Source organism: Pseudomonas sp. SMV71 (genome assembly GCF_052042015.1).
Lineage (GTDB): Bacteria > Pseudomonadota > Gammaproteobacteria > Pseudomonadales > Pseudomonadaceae > Aquipseudomonas.
This window is the reverse complement of sequence record NZ_JBKGGU010000005.1, coordinates 247,287-264,715: the sequence shown is the minus strand read 5'-3', so window position 1 is coordinate 264,715 and position 17,429 is coordinate 247,287. Positions and strand designations below refer to the sequence as shown.

The window sequence follows — 17,429 nt, the reverse complement described above, 5'->3', positions numbered from 1 at the left end:
GCGCAAATGGGCATTCTGCGCCCGTCCGGCGAAATGCCAGATTCCAGCTAGGATGATTGTTCAACCTTTTTCAGGAGGCTGGCGAATGATGCTTTTAGTGGCTCGGTCGCTGGTCGCAATATTTGCGGCCATCAGCTTGATTCATTTGTATTGGGCCCTGGGCGGGCGCTGGGCAGCCCTGGCAGTGGTGCCCCAGGTGCCGGTGCAGCAAGGGCGGGCGCTGCGCCCGGCGTTCGATCCGTCGGGCTGGTTGACACTGCTGGTGGCCCTGGCGCTGCTGTTGATCGCGGTCCTGGTGAGCCTTCGGGGCGGTCTGTTGGCACCGCCGGTCACCCACCGGGCGCTGCAATGGCTGATCAGCGCGATTGCCTTGCTGCTGTTCGCCCGGGCCATCGGCGAGTCGAACCTGGTGGGCTTTTTCAAGGAGTTCAAGGAATCAACGTTTGCCCGGCTGGATACCTGGGTCTATTCGCCGTTGTGCGTCGTGCTGGGGGCAGGGTTGCTGACGGTGGCGTGGGCTTGAGCCATTGATTTCCCGATCGAACGCTGTTGTGGCGAGGGAGCTTGCTCCCGTTGGAGGGCGCAGCCCTCCCAACGTCACCGAACACAATCTGCCTGACACACCGCGGTCGCAGGTTTTGGGGCTGCTTCACAGCCCAGCGGGAGCAAGCTCCCTCGCCACAGGGGTGTGTTCGGCTCAAGGGAACGGTCAGTCCTTCCGGCGGCTACTGACCTCCGCCGGCACGTCATCCCCTGCCATGCGCTTGCGAAACAAAGCCGCCCGCGCCAGCAGCAGGGTGGTCACCGGTACGGTGATGGACAGCAGGATCGGGATCAGCCAGGCATGCAGCACCGGCCCGGACTTGAGAGCCGAAAAGTAAATGATCGAGGCTAGCGCCACGCTCCAGGCGCCCAAGGTGGAGGCCAGGGCAGGTGGGTGCATGCGCTGGAAATAATCCTTCAGGCGCACCAGGCCGATGGCCCCGACCAGGGCACAAGCGCTGCTGAGCAGCAGCAGGATCGCCACCGCAATCTCCACCCACATCGACAATTGGCCGGTCATTCGATCACCTCACCGCGCAGCAGGAACTTGGCCAGGGCGAACGAGCCGACAAAGCCGAACAGGGCGATCAGTAGCGCCGCTTCGAAATAGGTGTCACTGGCATAACGGATGCCCAGCACCAGCATCATCAGCATGGCCACGATGTACAGGTAGTCCAGGGCCAATACCCGGTCCTGGGCCGAAGGTCCCCGGAACAGTCGCCACAGCGTCAACACCATCGCCAGGGAGAACAGGAACAGGCTCAACAGGATCGCGTTGGATAGCAACGGGCTCATTGGAAAATCTCCATCAACGGGCGCTCATAGGTGGCCTTGAAGTGCGCGATGAATGATGCCTCGTCCTGCAGGTCGAACACGTGCATCAACAGGATGCTGCGATCCAGGGCCAGCTCCGACCAGACCGTCCCCGGTATCACCGTGGTGATCATCGACAGCGCGGCCAGGCCATTGGCGTCGTGCAGGTCCAGCGGCACCTTGACGAATTGCGGGCGAGGCGGGCGACGACCAGCGTTCAGCACGCCCCACGCCACCGCCAGGTTGGAGATCAACACATCGCGGCCCACCAGCAGGAACAGGCGCAGCACCACCCATGGCTTGCGGATCCGGATCGGGCGGGGGCGCAACGGACGCATCATCAGCGGCGCCAGGAAACCCAAGGCGGCCCCGAGTAACAGATGACCTGGGCTTAGCGACAGATTCAACACCAGCCACAACAACCAGAGCGCCAGGGACAACCAGGGTGCGGGAAACAGGCGCTTCATGGTTGCAGCTCCTGCAAGGCGGCACGGGCCTCGGGGCTGGGCACCGCACGGGTGGCGAGCACCGACATCACGTAATGTTCCGGCGTATTCAGCGCTTCGGCGGCGGATTGGGTGTAGCGCAGCAACGGCTCGGCCTTGAATGTCAGGGCGATGCCCAGGCCCAGCAGCACGATGATCGGCAGACACTCGAACGGTCGCAGCAACGGTGACGGACGCTCCTGGGGCGTCCAGAAACGCTGCACGCCCAAGCGGGAGAAGGCGATCAACGAGGCCAGGCCCGACAGGATCAGTAGCGCCAGCAGGCCCCAGGCCTGGTATGACACCGGCTCACCGGCGCTCGCCCCGAGGCCGTGGGGATTGAGCAGGGCGTTCAACAGCCCCAGCTTGCCGATGAAGCCTGATAGCGGTGGCATGCCGATAATCAGCAACGCACAGAAGATGAAACTCAAGCCAAGAAAGGCCATGGTCCATGGAATGACCTGCCCGACCACGGCCTTCTGCTCGTCATCGAGGTTGGTGCCTTTGGGCGGTTGCAGGGATTCCAGCGGCCTTGGCAGGGTGTCGAAATCCTCGTCCAGGGACAACTCATTGGCCGAGCGCGAGCGTTCGATCAACTCGGCCAGCAGAAACAGTGCGCAGAGCGCCAAGGTTGAGCTCACCAGGTAGAACAGCGCCGCGCCCACCAGGTTGGGCTGGGCAAAGCCGACGGCCGACAGCAGGATTCCGGCCGAGACCAGGATGCTCAGGCTTGCCATGCGCTCCAGGCGCTGGGCGGCGAGAATGGCAATGGCCGCGCAGACGATGGTCGCCATGCCACCGTAGACCAGCCAATCGGCGCCGAAATACGCCGAGGCGCCGGCCTGGCCGGAAAACAGCAGGGTCCACAGGCGCAGCAGGGTGTAGACGCCAACCTTGGTCATGATCGCAAACAGCGCCGCCACGGGTGCGCTGGCGGCGCTATAGGCCGGCACCAGCCAGAAATTCAACGGCCACATGCCGGCTTTCGCCAGGAACGCCACCGCCAGGATGCCTGCGCCGGCGTGCAGCAAGCCGCGGTCGGCTTCCGGCACCAGAGGCACTTTCAAGGCCAGGTCGGCCATGTTCAAGGTGCCGGTGACACCATAGATCAGCGCTGCGCCAATCAGGAACAGCGAGGAGGCCAGCAGATTGATCGCGATGTAATGCAGGCCCGACGACACTCGCGCCCGGCCCGAGCCGTGCAGCATCAGGCCGTAGGATGCCGCCAGCAGCACTTCGAAAAACACGAATAGGTTGAACAGATCGCCAGTCAGGAATGCCCCGTAAAGCCCCATCAGTTGGATCTGGAACAGCGCATGGAAACTCGCCCCGGCCCGGTCCCAACGGGCGGTGGCGAACAGCAGGGCGCTGACGCCGATGATTCCGGTCAGCACCAGCATCAGCGCCGACAGCCGGTCCACCACCAATACGATGCCAAACGGCGCTTGCCAGTTGCCGGGCAGGTACACGCCGATGGACGCCGGCAAGGCCTGGTCCCGGGTCCAGAGCAGCAACAGCACGGCGATGCCCAGGCCCAGGAGGGTGGAAAACAGGTTGATGCGAGCCTTGAGCGGGCGGTGTTTTTCCCCGAGCATCAGCATCAACGCGGCGGTCAGCAGCGGTAGCAGGATGGGGGCGGCGATCAGATGAGGCGTCAAGGTCATTCCTTGGGCTCCCGACCGTCCACGTGGTCAGTGCCGGTCAGGCCTCGGGAGGCCAGCAATACCACCAGGAACAGCGCCGTCATGGCGAAGCTGATCACGATGGCGGTCAGCACCAGCGCCTGGGGCAGCGGATCGGTGTAATGCAACAGGTTCTGGGGCACGCCGTTCTTGATGATCGGTTCCTTGCCAATGAACAGACTGCCCATGCTGAAGATGAACAGGTTGACGCCGTAGGACAGCAGGCACAGGCCCATGACCACCTGGAAGGTCCGTGGCCGCAACACCAGCCAGACTCCAGAGGCGGCCAGGACCCCGATTGCGATTGCGATGACTTCTTCCATCAGGCCGTGGCTCCGTTGAGAGGGGCGGATTTGGCTTGCAGGCTCGGTTTGTGTGCCCGCACCGATTGGTGGGCGAGGGCGGTGAGGATCAACAGCGTCGAGCCGACCACCACCGCATACACGCCGATGTCGAAAAACAGCGCACTGGCCAGGTGAATGTCCCCCAGCAACGGCAGCTTGAAGTGCCAGGTGTGGGTGGTCAGGAACGGATAACCCACCGCCATCGCCCCCAGTCCGGTCGCCGTGGCGAACAGCAGCCCGGTGCCCATCCAGCGCAGCGGTCGCAGGCTCATTTGTGCCTCGACCCATTGGGTGCCGGCCACCATGTACTGGAGAATGAACGCCACCGACATCACCAGCCCGGCGACGAAGCCGCCGCCTGGTTGATTGTGGCCGCGCATGAACAGATAGAACGACACCACCAGGGCGATCGGCAACAGCAGCCTCACCAGCACCGAAGGCACCATCATGAAGCCCAGGGCGGTGTCGCTGGCGTGACGCGGGTTGACTAGGTCGGTGACCACGTCCGGCGCCAACAGGCGTTGCTGCGCCGGAAGCTGCATGCTTTCTTTCGGTGGACGGAAACGTCGCAGCAGGGCAAACACTGCAAGGGCCACTGCCACCAGCACGGTGATTTCCCCGAGGGTGTCGAAGCCACGGAAATCCACCAGCATCACGTTGACCACGTTGCTGCCCCCGCCCTCGGGCAGGGCCCGGCTGAGGTAGAACGAAGAAATGTCGTTGGGCGTCTGGCGCGTCAGCATCGCATAGGACAGCAGTGCCATGCCGCCGCCGACGGCGATGGACAGCAGCAAGTCCCGCAGGCGACGGATGCGCGCCCGCCGTTCACTGTTGGGGCGCGGCAGGGCGTCCTCGATCCGCCGCGGCAGCCAGCGCAGGCCCAGCAGGATCAGCACCGTGGTGACCACTTCCACCACCAGCTGGGTCAGCGCCAGGTCGGGGGCCGAGAACCAGACGAAGGTCACGCAGGTCATCAGGCCGCAGACGCTGACCATGGTCAGGGCCGCGAGCCGGTGATACTTGGCTTGCCAGGCCGCGCCGAGGGCGCAGGCAATCGCCAGCAACCACAGGGTGACGAACACGATGGAGCCGGGGATCTTCGGCCGGTCGCCCCATACCAGGGTGCTGTGCAGCATCGGGATCAAGCCGGCGAGCACTGCCGCCAGCACCAGCCAGAACAACTGGGCCTGCAAGCGCCGCGTGCTGATGCGCCGTTCCAGGCGTCGGCTCTGGCGCATCATCAGTACCAGGCAGCGTTCAAACAGGCGCTTGCCGCTGAACCGACCAACGAACGGCGGGTGCTTGATGTGTCCTTGCTTGAACTGATTGCGCAGCAACAGATAAAGCACGATGCCGCCGGACATCGCCACCAGGCTCATGATCATCGGCGCATTCAGGCCGTGCCAGATCGCCAGGCTGTACTCGGGCAGCGTGCCGCCCACCACCGGCAGCGCGGCGGCCGCCAGCAAGGAGCCGACCACCTGGGCCGGGAAAATCCCCACCAGCAGGCAGGTGAACACCAGCAACTCCACTGGTGCACGCATCCAGCGCGGTGGCTCGTGGGGTATCAGCGGCAGGTCGGTGGCGGTGGGGCCGAAGAACACATCCACGGTGAAGCGCAGGGAATAGGCGACGCTGAAGGTGCCGGCGATGGTGGCGATGATCGGCAGCGCCCATTCGACCCAGGCGGTGGCGGAAATGAACACGGTCTCGGCGAAGAACATTTCCTTGGACAGGAAGCCATTGAGCAGCGGCACCCCGGCCATGGCCGCGCTGGCGACCATCGCCAGGGTCGCGGTGAACGGAATCAGCCGCACCAAACCACTGAGCCTGCGAATGTCTCGGGTGCCGCTTTCATGGTCAATGATCCCGGCGGCCATGAACAGCGAGGCCTTGAAGGTGGCGTGGTTGAGGATATGAAACACCGCCGCCACCGCCGCCAGCGGACTGTTGAGGCCCAGCAGCAGCGTGATCAGGCCCAGGTGGCTGATGGTGGAATAGGCCAGCAGGCCCTTGAGGTCGTTCTGGAACATCGCGCAGTAGGCGCCGAGCATCAAGGTACAGGCACCCGCACCGCCGACGATGTAGAACCATTGTTCACTGCCTGACAGCGATGGCCATAACCGCGCCAGCAGGAACACCCCGGCCTTGACCATGGTCGCCGAGTGCAGATACGCCGACACCGGCGTCGGCGCGGCCATGGCGTGGGGCAGCCAGAAGTGGAAAGGAAATTGCGCGCTTTTGCTCAGCGCGCCGATCAGGACCAGTGACAGCAGGACAGGGTAGAGGGCATGGGCACGGATCAGGTCCCCGGCGGCCAGGACCTGGTCCAGGTCATAACTGCCCACCACATGGCCGAGCAGCATCACCCCCGCCAACAGGCAAAGGCCGCCGGCACCGGTCACCATCAGCGCCATGTACGCGCCGCGTCGGGCGTCGGCACGGTGGTGCCAGTAACCGATCAGCAAGAACGAGAACAGGCTGGTCAGCTCCCAGAAAAACACCATCTGAATCAGGTTGCCGGAAATCACCAATCCGAGCATGGCACCCATGAATGCCAGGAAAAACGCAAAGAAACGCGGCACCGGATCGTCCGGCGACATGTAGTAGCGCGCATACAACGACACCAGCGTACCGATGCCCAGCACCAGCAAGGAAAACAGCCAGGCGAAGCCGTCCAGGCGCAGCACGAAATTGAGACCCAGGCTTGGGAGCCAGAAATACTCTTCGCGGATCACCCCGCCGTCGGCGATCTGTGGGTACCACAAGGCCACCTGAACAACACCGACCAGGGCGACAAGGCCCGCTAGCAAGGATTCGGCGTTTCGGGCGTTATGCGGCAGCAGCGCCGCGACACAGCTGCCGATGAAGGGTAAAAGCAATAGAACTATCAGTGACATAGGCTTCTATTCGGCGGAAGGTTATGAGGGATCATACGTGGCGCATCCCGGATCACCAACCGCGAGGGTGTCGCAGAATCCTACAAGATAGGTGGAGTTTTCCGACTTCGCCGGTTTTCAGCCCTCACGTTCCAGCTCCACGTTGGCATGGACTGCCTCTTTGTTCCGGATCTTCAATTCACTGACAATCACCGCCGCCACGATCAATACCGCGCCGAACAAGGCAATCGCCGGCAAGCGCTCGCCCGCCAGCCGCCCGGCAATGCCGGCCCACACCGGTTCACCGGCATAGATCAGCGTGGCGCGGGTGGGCGAGACGCTTTTCTGTGCCCAGTTCATTGCCACCTGAATGGCTGCGCTGGCGGCGCCCAGGCCCACGGCACTGGCGAGCAGCAGCCAGGAAAAATCCGGGAGGGTTTCCTGGGTCGGCACCACCATCAGAAATGCCAGGACGGCGGTGCTTGCCAGTTGCACCACGGTGACCCGGCGCACATCGACCTGGCCGGCATAAGCGCTGATCAGGATGATCTCGGCGGCAATCGCAATGGCGCTGATCAGCGTGGCGATCTCGCCGGCGCTGAAATTCAGCGAAGCGCCTGCCGGCCCCGAGACCAGCATCAGTCCAGTGAAGGCCAGCATGATGCCGATGCTCGGCATCAACCCCGGCCGGCGGCCCAGTACCAGCCATTGCAATAACGGCACGAAGGGCACGTAAAGCGCGGTGATGAACGCCGACTGGCTGCTGGGAATGGTTTGCAGGCCGACCGTCTGCAAGCCATAGCCGAGCATGATCGCCACGCCTATGAACATACCGGCCTTGAGTTCGAACAGGGTCAGGTCGCGCAGGTGCCGCCAGGAGAACAGCGCCACGAACCCCGCTGCGGCGGCGAATCGCAGGCCAACGAAAAACATCGGTCCGCTGACAGTCATGGCGTGCTGCACCAGCAGGAAGGTCCCGCCCCAGATCATGGTAATCAGCACGAGCACGCATTCGGCCCTGCTGAGTTTTGCAAAACGGGACGAAGCCTGGGGGGAGTTCACTGTAGCCATGACCTTGCGCGCCACTTGAGGCGGACGCACAATGCGTCCGAAGTTGGGCAGTATAATGCGCAGCCCTAGCATGTGAGCAATATAGTGCACAAAGATATCGGCCAGCGGGCGTCTGTCCTGCAACACGTCAGCCAGAACGTCCGCCGTTTGCGGCACGCCGCGCAGCTCAGCCAGACGGCACTGGCGGAACGCTCCGGGGTCAGCCGGCGGATGCTGGTGGCCATTGAGGCAGGGGAAAAAAACGTCAGCCTGACCACCCTCGACCGGGTCGCCGAAGCCTTGGACGTCGCGTTCAGTGACTTGATCCAGGCGCCCGATGCCCGCGACCCGAGTCGCATCAACGAGCTGGCCTGGGCCGGTGCGATCCCGGGCAGTAAAGCGGTGTTGCTGGCAAAAGCCATGGCCAGTCGCGAAGTCGAGCTTTGGGAATGGCGCCTGGAGCCCGGCGAGCATTACCATTCGGAACCCGACGCCGAGGGCTGGAGCGAACAGCTCTACGTCTTTGAGGGATGCCTGACGTTATTGTTGGGCAGCGAAGAGCGACGGGTCGCTGCCGGTGAGTTTTTCATGTTCGCCAGCAACCAGCCCCATGCCTATCGTAACGATGGTCCGGTGGCGGCGAGATTCGTCCGTAATGTGGTGATCTGATTCCCTGGAGAGCGGTATGGACACAGCGCTGGATCAACACGAGGGCGGCCCGGCCCGCGAAGCCGATATCCTGATTGTCGGCGGCGGCCTGAGTGGCGCCATGCTGGCGGCACAGTTGCTGCGTTTGCCCGGCCGGCGTCAGGTGCTGATCGTCGAGCCGCGCGCTGAACTGGGCCGGGGCGAGGCCTACAGTGCCGTGGAGTTGGGCCACACCTTGAACGGCAACGCGGCGCGGATGAGTGTCGACCCGGACAACGCCGACGACCTGACCCAATGGCTCACCGGATTCATAGAGGCCGGCGGCTGGCCTGAATCGGACCAGCAGCATGTGCCGGTCAGCGAGCTGTTTCCACCGCGGGGAATATTTGGCCTGTATGTGCAACAACGCCTGGACGAGGCCCGGGCGGTCGGCGCACAGCACGGCTCCGTGGCCGAGCACGTGCGCGGGGAGGTGGTGGATCTGCAATTCGTCGAGGGTGCGGTGTTGCTGACCCTGGATGACGGCCAGGCCTTGCGCGGGCGTTTCGCCGTGTTGGCGACGGGCATGTTCCCGGCGGCACGGACGCCGCAAACCGAGTCCAGCGGCTTGAACGCCGCGGCCCTGGATCCGTGGGACGTGGCTGCGATGCGCCAGCTCGATCCGCAGTCCACGGTGCTGATCATCGGCTCGGGGCTGACCATGGTCGATGCCGTCGTGTCCCTGGAACAGGCCGGGCACCGTGGGCCCATTGAAGTGTTTTCCCGTCATGGGCTGTTGCCGCATGTGCGCCGTCAGCCGCCAGCTTGGGCGGATTTTCTTGCCGAAGACCACAGCTTGCGTTCCCCGCGCCAGTTGATGCGCGCCCTGCGCGAGCAATGCCGTCAGGCCCAGGCCCAAGGCATCGATTGGCAGGCGCCGCTGGACACCGTGCGTGCGCATATTGGCCGCCTGTGGAGCCAAGCCAGCGATGTGCAGCGTCGGCAATTCGTCCGGCATATCCGCCCGTGGTGGGAAAGCCATCACCATCGTTCGCCGCCGTTGAGTGCTGAACTGGTGGCGCGTTTGCACCAGCAAGGGCGGTTGCGGATCCAGGCAGCATCGTTCGAAGGGTTGGTGGCGTGTTCCGAAGGAACGCTGGGGATTCGCATCCGCCGGCGGGGCGAGGCTGAGGCGACGGTGGTGCACGGCGCTGCGTTGATCAACTCCAGTGGCATCGAATATGACTGGCGCCGGGTTGCCCGACCGTTGCCGCAGCAACTGCTGGTTCGTGGCTTGATCCAGCCCGGCCCGCTGGCCCTGGGCATCGCCGCCCGTGCCGACGGCGCGGTCCTCAACGCCCGCGGCGAACCCGCCGAACGCCTGTTCGCCATGGGAGCGCCGTTGCGGGGGATGTGGTGGGAAAGTACGGCTGTGACTGATGTGGCGAGTCAGGCTAAGGCGTTGGCGGGGCGGTTGGCCGAACTACAAAATCAAACTTACGGCTGAACGCGTTTCCTCGTGGCGAGGGAGCTTGCTCCCGTTGGGGCGCGCAGCGACCCAACGGGCTGAATGCGATCAACCTGACACGCCAGGGTGGATGGTTCTGGGGCTACTGCGTAGCCCGGCGGGAGCAAGCTCCCTCGCCACAAGAACGGTGTGCGTCAACCAGTCAGCGCCCGTTGGCTGTCAGCCCGTGCGAAACCTGTGCGTAAGATGCCCGTTTTCCGACCAAGCTCCCTAGCCACGGGTGTTCACTTAAGTGCGAGGCTATAGCTCACTGATTTTCACCCAACGCTGTTCCCGCGCCGCCATTCGAATCGCGCTCGCCAGCCGTTCCACTTCCCAGGCCTCTTCAAAATCAGTCCCGCTGCCACCCAGGCCGGCGAGGGCCATGAGCAGCTCCTGGACTTCCAGGGTTTTCAATTCGTTGTACCCCAGTTGATGACCCGCCGCCGGGCTGAACGCGGCGTAGCCCGGCAGGTCCGGGCCGGCCAGCAGGCGTTGGAAGCCGGGCTGGCCTGCGCGGCACAGGCGCAGTTCATTGAGTCGTTCCTGATCGAACGCCAATGTGCCCAGGGTGCCGCTGATCTCGAAGCTCAGGTGGTTTTTGTAGCCGTGCTTGAGCCAGCTGCTGCTCACCGTGCCACGGGCGCCATTGGTGAAACGCAGCAGGGCGTGAATCTGGTCATCCACTGCGATGGTGCGTTTTTCGGGATTGCCGATGCTGGCTGGGCGCTGAGTGTGCACGGTCTGGCTGTCGGCGCACACCGCCTCGATGTCGCCCACGAGATGACGGGCCATCGCCAGCAAGTGGCTGCCCAGGTCGGCCAAGGTACCACCGGCGTGGGCCGCCTCGCAGCGCCATGACCATGGCGATTCCGGATCGGCCATGAAGTCCTCACTGAACTCGCCCTGGAAACTGATGATTTGTCCCAGCTCCCCGCGTTGGATCAGCTCTCGCGCCAGCTGGATCATCGGGTTGTGCTGGTAGTTGTAGCCGACTCGTGTGACCACGCCAGCTGCCATGGCCGCCTGGCGCATCTGGTCGGCTTGTTCGAGGGACACCGCCAGTGGCTTTTCGCAATAGACCGGCTTGCCCGCCGCCAACGCCGCCATGGCCATTGGGAAATGCAGGTGGTTGGGTGTGGTGATGGCGATCAGATTGACCTTCGGGTCGTCGATCAGTTGTTGCCAGTCGCTGTGAGCCGTCTCGAAGCCCCAGCTCTGGGCACATTGCCGGGCACGCTGCGGATCGGCGTCGACCAGTGCTGCCAGTGTGAGGTTCAGGGGAAGATCGAACACCGTTTTGGCATTGTTGAATGCCAAGGCATGGGCACGGCCCATGAAGCCGGTGCCAATCAGACCGATGCCGAGATCATGCATGAGAAGAGCCCTTTGAATAATTATTTTCAGGAGGGCTCTTTATGGAATAAATATTCTCTAATTGCAAATATTGGAATAAATATTCATTTCCTCGATCGCGGTGGATCCCTTGTGGGAGCGAGCTTGCTCGCGATAGCGGTGGGTCAGCAGCACTGGTGTGACTGATACAACGCCATCGCGAGCAAGCTCGCTCCCACAGGTTTCTCAAAAGCCTCAATGGCGCTCGTTGTCAGGAGAGAAACCCGCCGTCGACGTTCAACGCCACACCCGTGGTATAGCTCGACGCATCGCTGGCCAGGTACAGCACTGCGCCGGCCATTTCGCTCGGGTCGGCCACGCGTTTGAGCGGGATCTGAGCCAGTGCGGTTTTCAGAATGGCGTCGTTCTTGACCAGTGCCGAGGCGAACTTGGTGTCGGTCAGGCCCGGCAGCAGGGCATTGCAGCGAATACCGAACTGTGCGCACTCCTTGGCGAAGACCTTGGTCATGTTGATCACCGCGGCCTTGGTCACCGAGTAGATGCCCTGGAAAATCCCCGGCGAGATGCCGTTGATCGACGCCACATTGATGATGCTGCCACCGCCGTTTTCGCGCATCAGCTTGCCGGCTTCCACCGACATGAAGAAATAGCCGCGGATGTTCACGTCGACGGTTTTCTGAAAGGCGCCCAGGTCGGTGTCCAGCACGTTGCAGAATTGCGGGTTGGTGGCGGCGTTGTTCACCAGGATGTCCAGGCGTCCGAACTGCTCGCGGATGCCGGCGAATACCTGGCTGATCTGCTCCATTTCACCGATATGGCAGGCGATGGCGGTGGCTTTGCCGCCAGCGGCGATGATGGCGTCGGCCACATGCTGGCAACCGTCGAGCTTGCGGCTGGAAACGATCACATGGGCGCCTTGCTGGGCCAGCAGCTTGGCGATGGCTTCGCCGATGCCGCGGCTGGCACCGGACACGAAAGCGATCTTACCGTCGAGGTCGAACAACTGAGTCTTGGACATGCTGTTTCCTTGTTCTGGGTGCGCTTAAAGCGTGGATTTGCCGATGACCTGCAAGCTCATCTGCTCCAGCAGTGTGTTCATCTGAACGAACTGCGCGAAGCGTTTGTCCTGGGTCTGGCCGTGGAAGAAGCGGTAGTAGATCTGCTGGACGATACCGGCCAGGCGGAACAGGCCGTAGGTGTAGTAGAAATCGAAATTGTCGATGCGGATCCCGGCGCGCTCGGCGTAGTAGTCGACGAACTCGCGGCGGGTCAGCATGCCTGGCGCATGGCTGGGCTGGCGGCGCATCAATTGCACCGGTGCCGGGTCGTCGGCCTCGATCCAGTAGGCGAGGCTGTTGCCCAGGTCCATCAACGGATCGCCCAGGGTGGTCAGCTCCCAATCCAGCACGCCGATGATCTGCATCGGGTTTTGCGGGTCGAGGATCACGTTGTCGAAGCGATAGTCGTTGTGGACGATGCTCGAGGTCGGGTGGTCGGCCGGCATCTTGTCGTTGAGCCAGGCCTTGACTGCCTCCCATTTCGGCGCGTCGGGGGTCAGGGCTTTTTCGTAGCGCTCGCTCCAGCCCCGGATCTGCCGGGTCACGTAGCCTTCGGGCTTGCCCAGGTCGGCCAGGCCGCAGGCGTTGTAGTCGACCCGATGCAACTCGACGAGCCGGTCGATGAAACTCTTGCAAAGCGCTTCGGTGCGGGCCGCGTCGAAACCCAGTTCCGGCGGCAGGTCGGAGCGCAGGATGATGCCCTTGACTCGCTCCATCACATAAAACTCGGCGCCTATCACCGATTCGTCGGTGCAGTGCACATAGGCTTTCGGGCAGTACGGGAAGCCGTCGCGCAGTTGATTGAGGATGCGGAACTCACGGCCCATGTCGTGGGCGGACTTGGCCTTGTGGCCGAACGGCGGGCGGCGCAGGACAAACTCCTGCCCGGGGTATTCCAGCAGGTAGGTCAGGTTCGATGCACCACCGGGAAACTGGCTGATCCGCGGCAGCCCGGTCAGGCCTGGAATGTGGGCCTTGAGGTACGGGTCGATCAGGTTGGCATCGAGTTCTTCACCGTCGCGCACGCGGGTGGACTGATCAGTAAACGCCATGCTTATCCCTTCTGCTTATTTTGGAGGCCATCGATCATTGGCTAATCTAATGGCGCGTGGGAGGCGTCACAAGTACGCCAGGGTCTTATAGGTTAGCGTGTTGCCGGATGATCAGCGGGCTTGATGTGCTCGGGTGAGCTATGGTTTCGGGGTCGCTCTTGAAGGAGGAGTTACCACGATGGGATGCCCGCAAGTCTGTGCCACCGCGACCTTGCAATGCAGCTTCGGCGCGGCCCCGGCGGTGCTCAATGTATTGCCGGTCAATCGAATGCTGACAGGTGGAATGCCGGCGGCGAACATCATGGATCACATTCCGCTGGTGAACGTCACTACGTTTGGTATGTGCACGAGCCTGGCCAACCCGACCGTGGCCGCGGCCACCGCGGCGGCCCTGGGTGTGCTGACCCCCATGCCCTGCATCCCGGCCACCGCCACCCCGTGGATCCCCGGCGGCGCCCCGACCTTGCTGCTAGGCAACATGCCGGCCATCGACGCCAACAGCACCTTGATGTGCACCTGGGCCGGGGTGATCAAGATCGTGGTGCCGGGGCAGGTGCAGATGTTGATTCCCTGAAGGAAAGCCGGCGGCCATCATGTAGCTCAAATGTGGTGGGAAAAAATCTGATCCATGCGCATCCCCTGTGGGAGCGAGCTTGCTCGCGATAGCGATGTATCTGCCACAGCGATATCGACTGACCCACCGCCATCGCGAGCAAGCTCGCTCCCACAGGGGATCTGCGGTAAGAAGACCGATCCCCGGTGCACTCAGGCCTGCGCCGGGTCGTTCCAGCGCCGGAACCACCAGCGCACTCGGGAGATCGGTTTGCCGTCGGCATCCAGTGGCCGGCCGTCTTCGGCGTAGGTGTGGGCCGGTTCCAGTAGCTGACCGTTGAGGTAGCGAGCCTCAACGGCGGGCTTGCCGTTGGGGTGCAGGCGGCGGTAGTGGCCGTCGCGCACGCCGTCGCGGTAGAACTCGGCTTCGGCCAGTTGTCCATCGGGAAAGTAATTGTTCGCCTCGCCGTGCAGCAGCCCGGCGCGGTAGCTGGCCTGGCGCTGCAACCCGCCTTCGGCGGCATAGAAACTCGCCATACCGTGCAGCTTGCCGTTCACAAATGGCAAGACCGCCGAGACCTTCCCGTTCGGGTGATACAAGGTGCTGCTGCCTTGTAGCTCGCCGTGCTGGTAGTTGAGTTTCGCTTGCGTGCGCCCGGCTTCCGCTATTTTCAAAGGGCCGTCGAGGCGACCGTCCAGCAACTGCCCATCGAGTTGACTGTCGCCCCGTTCCACCTCGAGTTTTTTCGACGCCATCGTGCGCTCCCGTCAGTTGACCTTCACCAGGCCGCCCTTGATCGTCAGCATGCCGCCGCCGTCCACGGTCTGTTCGGCGGCGGCCTTGTTCACCAGGCTGATGCCGGCGTCGTTGGTCAAGGTGGTGCCGGCCTTGTTTTCCAGTGAGGTACCGGCCTGGTTGCTCAAGGCCGTGCCGGCCTTCTGGCTGATGGACGTGCTGGCCTGGGCTGCCAGGTCCGCGCCGCTCTTGATCGCGAAACTGCCGCCGCTTTGCAGGGTCAGGGTGCCGCTGACCTTGATCGTCAGGTTGCCGTCCACCGTGAGTTCATAATTGCCACTGACCTTGCTGGTGTAGTTGCCGCCGGTGCTGTGGTTCTGGTCCGAACCCACGGTGACGGTGCGGGTGTCTTTCACATCGAGGCTGTCGCTGCCGGTCTGGATCGTCACGCTGCGCTTGCCTTTCTCCAGGATGACGGTTTCGTCGCCATCCTTGACCGTGCGCGTGCGGGCGTTCTGCACGGTGAGGGTTTCGTCGTGGCCGACGGTGGCGGTGGTGTCGTTGAGCACGTTGATGTTGAAGTCTTTCTGGGCCTGGAGAAACACTTCCTCGGCATCCTTCTTGTCCTCGAAGCGCAACTCGTTGAAACCGCCGCCGCCCTTGGACGAGTTGGTCTTGATCCCGGACTGGGTCTGGTTCGCCGGCAGCGCATAGGGCAGGGCGTTGTCGCCGTTGTAGACGCAGCCGGTCACCAGCGGACGGTCCGGGTCACCATCGATGAAGGTGACGATGACTTCCTGACCAATGCGCGGCACGAATTGCATGCCAAAGCCCTTGCCGCTCCAAGGCAGGACCACCCGCACCCAGCAGGACGAGGTTTCGTCGTTCTTGCCGGTACGATCCCAGGGAAACTGCAACTTGATCCGCCCATATTCGTCGGTCCAGATTTCCTCGCCGGCCTTGCCCACCACCAATGCCGTCTGGGTGTGCATGCGCGGCTTTGGCGTGATCCGGGCCGGCCTGTAGGTCGTGGCCTTGGGGATCGCTTCGAAGCGGTTGCGATAGCCATCGTGGCTGGCTTCGTGGCTGACCGAAACCACCACCCAGTCGATATTCAGCGTCGTGTCTTCATGACCGGCGAGGGTGAACCAGTACCCAGGCACCAACCAACGGCAATCGCTTTCACCGACAAAGCGTTTCTCCTGGCTGCGCAGGCCGTCCACCCGTTGTTTGGTCAACAAGTCGCCCTGGGCCTTGGCCGTATAGCCGCCGGGGTGCTCGTACATCGAGGCGGGTCCGGCCACGGCCTCAGCCTGGCTGAACAGCGAGGTGGTCGGCGTGGTGAATTCGTAATCCGTCGCCTGGTAGACCCCGGCCACCGCTTGCAGGCACACCTGTCCCGAGCGGATGCCGTGCAGTTCACGTTCGCCCGGTTTCTGTCCCAGATAATTCACCGTCGGCCCATTGGGGATAGGCATGAAGGCATCGTTGCTGTCGGCCAGGACCAGGGTGTGCTTGCCTTCCTCGTGGGCAAAAAACCAGAAGATTGCGTCTTCTTCCATCAGCCGTGAGACGAATGCCAGGTCGGTCTCGGCGTACTGCACGCAATATTCCCGTGGCGTGTAGCTGCCGCTGAGCTTGAGCTGGAAATCGGTAAAGCCGTGGGCCTTGAAGATCGTCGTGACGATGTCCGAGGTGGTGAGGTTCTGGAACACCCGGTTGTTGCTCGCCAGGCTCAGCCACCAGAGCCAGGGCCGGAGCAGCAGCTGGTAGCGCTCGGCGGTGGCGTCGGCGGGAAGCTGGCGGATCTCGGCGACCAGCCAATCCATCGGGCGCAACAGTGCGTCGTTGTGCAGGGTGGTGGTGACATGGCTGGCGACGGCCGTGGTGAGGGTCAGCGAAGCACCATCGTTGATGCCGTTGAGGATGTGCGAGCCCAATGCGTTGAGGCGCTCTTCGCCGGACAGCGAATCCGGGTACAGCGCCGCCAGCGTAGCGGCGGTGAGGGAGAGGGTGGTGTTGCTGTCGGTGGAGCGGGGCATGCGGTCAGCCTTTGACGTCGAACAGGATCGGGCGGTGATCGGGGCCGGACATATCGAACACATGGGCAAGCCCGGTGATGTCGACCGGCGTGACGGTGACATCCACTGACGCCAACACCCAGTCGAGAATGCCGCCCTTGCTTTGGGTCTGTTGGCCGCCCCAGCATTCATAGGCCAGGCCGGGGGTATCGAGTTCTCCGACCTTCTGGTAATCGAGGTTCAGATCGCCGGTCGCGACCCACTTACCGCCCAGGGACGTACAGGATATGAGTTGGCTTTTGGTCACACCGTTCTGTCCCGACTTGAAATGGGCGAGGAATACATAGCCGGTGTAGCCGTTCACGCTTTGGGCTTCGATGGCGATCAAATCCCTGTTCAAGGTGAAGAGGCTGCCCTGGCTGACCACTTGCAGTTTCTCGAAGCTCTTGACCAGGACAATGTAGGCATTGGAGTGGCCGCCGGTGAAGGAGTAGACGCTGTAGTTTTTGTAGATGGCAGCTAGGTTGGAGCGGTAATTATCGATTTGCGCCGAATGTATTTCACACAGGAAAACGATGTCCGCATCCCAGTAATTGCTGGAGCAGCAGTTGTAGAGAAAGATGTCCACCTGCGTCTGTTTTTCCAGCGTGGAGGACTTGCCGTTTTTCTCGACATTGAAACTGCCAATTCTCATCAGACAATCTCCCCGTGCCGCATCGGCCTC

17 protein-coding genes are annotated in these 17,429 nt (G+C 62.9%); 4 read left to right on the top strand and 13 right to left on the bottom strand.

Annotated features, from left to right (window positions below):
- Positions 1 to 85: 85 nt before the first annotated feature.
- On the top strand, positions 86 to 523 hold the full coding sequence (locus tag ACLEJQ_RS07135) for a DUF3995 domain-containing protein (RefSeq protein ID WP_440793502.1): 438 nt from the start codon (positions 86 to 88) through the stop codon (positions 521 to 523).
- A gap of 186 nt (positions 524 to 709) precedes the next feature.
- Here the strand turns inward: ACLEJQ_RS07135 and ACLEJQ_RS07130 are convergent, their stop codons facing one another.
- From ACLEJQ_RS07130 to ACLEJQ_RS07100, 7 genes are all read right to left on the bottom strand, one after another.
- On the bottom strand, positions 710 to 1,063 hold the full coding sequence (locus ACLEJQ_RS07130; RefSeq protein WP_440793501.1) for a Na+/H+ antiporter subunit G: 354 nt from the start codon (positions 1,061 to 1,063) through the stop codon (positions 710 to 712).
- Entirely contained in the window at positions 1,060 to 1,338 is a 279-nt protein-coding gene (locus ACLEJQ_RS07125; RefSeq protein ID WP_440793499.1) for a K+/H+ antiporter subunit F, read from the bottom strand. Before ACLEJQ_RS07125 ends, ACLEJQ_RS07130 begins: the two co-directional genes overlap by 4 nt.
- Complete coding sequence (locus tag ACLEJQ_RS07120; RefSeq protein ID WP_440793497.1) at positions 1,335 to 1,823, bottom strand: Na+/H+ antiporter subunit E; 489 nt, start codon at positions 1,821 to 1,823, stop codon at positions 1,335 to 1,337. Before ACLEJQ_RS07120 ends, ACLEJQ_RS07125 begins: the two co-directional genes overlap by 4 nt.
- A complete protein-coding gene (locus ACLEJQ_RS07115) occupies positions 1,820 to 3,505 on the bottom strand; it encodes a monovalent cation/H+ antiporter subunit D (RefSeq protein WP_440793495.1) in 1,686 nt (561 codons plus the stop codon). Before ACLEJQ_RS07115 ends, ACLEJQ_RS07120 begins: the two co-directional genes overlap by 4 nt.
- Positions 3,502 to 3,846 (bottom strand): Na+/H+ antiporter subunit C, encoded by a 345-nt coding sequence (locus ACLEJQ_RS07110; protein WP_440793493.1) that lies wholly within the window; start codon positions 3,844 to 3,846, stop codon positions 3,502 to 3,504. The genes ACLEJQ_RS07115 and ACLEJQ_RS07110 overlap by 4 nt, the downstream gene beginning before the upstream one ends.
- A complete protein-coding gene (locus ACLEJQ_RS07105; RefSeq protein WP_440793491.1) occupies positions 3,846 to 6,767 on the bottom strand; it encodes a monovalent cation/H+ antiporter subunit A in 2,922 nt (973 codons plus the stop codon). Before ACLEJQ_RS07105 ends, ACLEJQ_RS07110 begins: the two co-directional genes overlap by 1 nt.
- Before the next feature lie 117 nt (positions 6,768 to 6,884).
- Positions 6,885 to 7,889, bottom strand: coding sequence for a DMT family transporter (locus tag ACLEJQ_RS07100; RefSeq protein WP_440793549.1), 1,005 nt, complete (start codon positions 7,887 to 7,889; stop codon positions 6,885 to 6,887).
- A 12-nt stretch (positions 7,890 to 7,901) separates the two neighbouring features.
- Here ACLEJQ_RS07100 and ACLEJQ_RS07095 point away from each other — a divergent pair, with 12 nt between their 5' ends.
- On the top strand, positions 7,902 to 8,465 hold the full coding sequence (locus ACLEJQ_RS07095) for a helix-turn-helix domain-containing protein (RefSeq protein WP_440793489.1): 564 nt from the start codon (positions 7,902 to 7,904) through the stop codon (positions 8,463 to 8,465).
- 16 nt (positions 8,466 to 8,481) lie between these two features.
- Complete coding sequence (locus ACLEJQ_RS07090; protein ID WP_440793487.1) at positions 8,482 to 9,930, top strand: FAD/NAD(P)-binding protein; 1,449 nt, start codon at positions 8,482 to 8,484, stop codon at positions 9,928 to 9,930.
- A 261-nt stretch (positions 9,931 to 10,191) separates the two neighbouring features.
- On the opposite strand, the gene ACLEJQ_RS07085 is transcribed toward ACLEJQ_RS07090, so the two are convergent.
- The 3 genes from ACLEJQ_RS07085 to ACLEJQ_RS07075 all read right to left on the bottom strand — a co-directional run bounded on the left by ACLEJQ_RS07085 (position 10,192) and on the right by ACLEJQ_RS07075 (position 13,396).
- On the bottom strand, positions 10,192 to 11,307 hold the full coding sequence (locus tag ACLEJQ_RS07085) for a Gfo/Idh/MocA family protein (RefSeq protein WP_440793485.1): 1,116 nt from the start codon (positions 11,305 to 11,307) through the stop codon (positions 10,192 to 10,194).
- Positions 11,308 to 11,536: 229 nt separating this feature from the next.
- Positions 11,537 to 12,304, bottom strand: a complete 768-nt coding sequence (locus ACLEJQ_RS07080) for an SDR family oxidoreductase (protein ID WP_003180553.1) — start codon at positions 12,302 to 12,304, stop codon at positions 11,537 to 11,539.
- Between the two features lie 24 nt (positions 12,305 to 12,328).
- On the bottom strand, positions 12,329 to 13,396 hold the full coding sequence (locus tag ACLEJQ_RS07075; RefSeq protein WP_440793483.1) for a phosphotransferase family protein: 1,068 nt from the start codon (positions 13,394 to 13,396) through the stop codon (positions 12,329 to 12,331).
- A gap of 178 nt (positions 13,397 to 13,574) precedes the next feature.
- On the opposite strand from ACLEJQ_RS07075, the gene ACLEJQ_RS07070 reads away from it, so the two are divergent.
- Positions 13,575 to 13,970: a DUF4280 domain-containing protein gene (locus ACLEJQ_RS07070; protein WP_440793481.1), complete on the top strand. Its 396-nt coding sequence runs from the start codon at positions 13,575 to 13,577 to the stop codon at positions 13,968 to 13,970.
- A gap of 191 nt (positions 13,971 to 14,161) precedes the next feature.
- On the opposite strand, the gene ACLEJQ_RS07065 is transcribed toward ACLEJQ_RS07070, so the two are convergent.
- Genes ACLEJQ_RS07065 through ACLEJQ_RS07055 form a run of 3 tightly spaced genes read right to left on the bottom strand, consistent with a single transcriptional unit; the run spans position 14,162 to position 17,399 of the window.
- Positions 14,162 to 14,704, bottom strand: coding sequence for a toxin-antitoxin system YwqK family antitoxin (locus ACLEJQ_RS07065; RefSeq protein ID WP_440793479.1), 543 nt, complete (start codon positions 14,702 to 14,704; stop codon positions 14,162 to 14,164).
- A gap of 12 nt (positions 14,705 to 14,716) precedes the next feature.
- On the bottom strand, positions 14,717 to 16,726 hold the full coding sequence (tssI, locus tag ACLEJQ_RS07060; RefSeq protein WP_440793477.1) for a type VI secretion system tip protein TssI/VgrG: 2,010 nt from the start codon (positions 16,724 to 16,726) through the stop codon (positions 14,717 to 14,719).
- Positions 16,727 to 16,730: 4 nt separating this feature from the next.
- Positions 16,731 to 17,399: an endonuclease/exonuclease/phosphatase family protein gene (locus tag ACLEJQ_RS07055; RefSeq protein ID WP_440793475.1), complete on the bottom strand. Its 669-nt coding sequence runs from the start codon at positions 17,397 to 17,399 to the stop codon at positions 16,731 to 16,733.
- Positions 17,400 to 17,429: the final 30 nt, after the last annotated feature.

Bases quoted from the DNA above. Each gene is read 5' to 3' on its own strand.
- ACLEJQ_RS07135 (WP_440793502.1), top strand. From the start codon at position 86: ATGATGCTTTTAGTGGCTCGGTCGCTGGTCGCAATATTTGCGGCCATC.
- ACLEJQ_RS07085 (WP_440793485.1), bottom strand. From the start codon at position 11,307: ATGCATGATCTCGGCATCGGTCTGATTGGCACCGGCTTCATGGGCCGT.
- ACLEJQ_RS07075 (WP_440793483.1), bottom strand. From the start codon at position 13,396: ATGGCGTTTACTGATCAGTCCACCCGCGTGCGCGACGGTGAAGAACTC.
- ACLEJQ_RS07120 (WP_440793497.1), bottom strand. From the start codon at position 1,823: ATGAAGCGCCTGTTTCCCGCACCCTGGTTGTCCCTGGCGCTCTGGTTG.
- ACLEJQ_RS07065 (WP_440793479.1), bottom strand. From the start codon at position 14,704: ATGGCGTCGAAAAAACTCGAGGTGGAACGGGGCGACAGTCAACTCGAT.
- ACLEJQ_RS07090 (WP_440793487.1), top strand. From the start codon at position 8,482: ATGGACACAGCGCTGGATCAACACGAGGGCGGCCCGGCCCGCGAAGCC.
- ACLEJQ_RS07100 (WP_440793549.1), bottom strand. From the start codon at position 7,889: ATGCTAGGGCTGCGCATTATACTGCCCAACTTCGGACGCATTGTGCGT.
- ACLEJQ_RS07055 (WP_440793475.1), bottom strand. From the start codon at position 17,399: ATGAGAATTGGCAGTTTCAATGTCGAGAAAAACGGCAAGTCCTCCACG.
- tssI (WP_440793477.1), bottom strand. From the start codon at position 16,726: ATGCCCCGCTCCACCGACAGCAACACCACCCTCTCCCTCACCGCCGCT.
- ACLEJQ_RS07070 (WP_440793481.1), top strand. From the start codon at position 13,575: ATGGGATGCCCGCAAGTCTGTGCCACCGCGACCTTGCAATGCAGCTTC.
- ACLEJQ_RS07105 (WP_440793491.1), bottom strand. From the start codon at position 6,767: ATGTCACTGATAGTTCTATTGCTTTTACCCTTCATCGGCAGCTGTGTC.
- ACLEJQ_RS07130 (WP_440793501.1), bottom strand. From the start codon at position 1,063: ATGACCGGCCAATTGTCGATGTGGGTGGAGATTGCGGTGGCGATCCTG.
- ACLEJQ_RS07080 (WP_003180553.1), bottom strand. From the start codon at position 12,304: ATGTCCAAGACTCAGTTGTTCGACCTCGACGGTAAGATCGCTTTCGTG.
- ACLEJQ_RS07115 (WP_440793495.1), bottom strand. From the start codon at position 3,505: ATGACCTTGACGCCTCATCTGATCGCCGCCCCCATCCTGCTACCGCTG.
- ACLEJQ_RS07110 (WP_440793493.1), bottom strand. From the start codon at position 3,846: ATGGAAGAAGTCATCGCAATCGCAATCGGGGTCCTGGCCGCCTCTGGA.
- ACLEJQ_RS07125 (WP_440793499.1), bottom strand. From the start codon at position 1,338: ATGAGCCCGTTGCTATCCAACGCGATCCTGTTGAGCCTGTTCCTGTTC.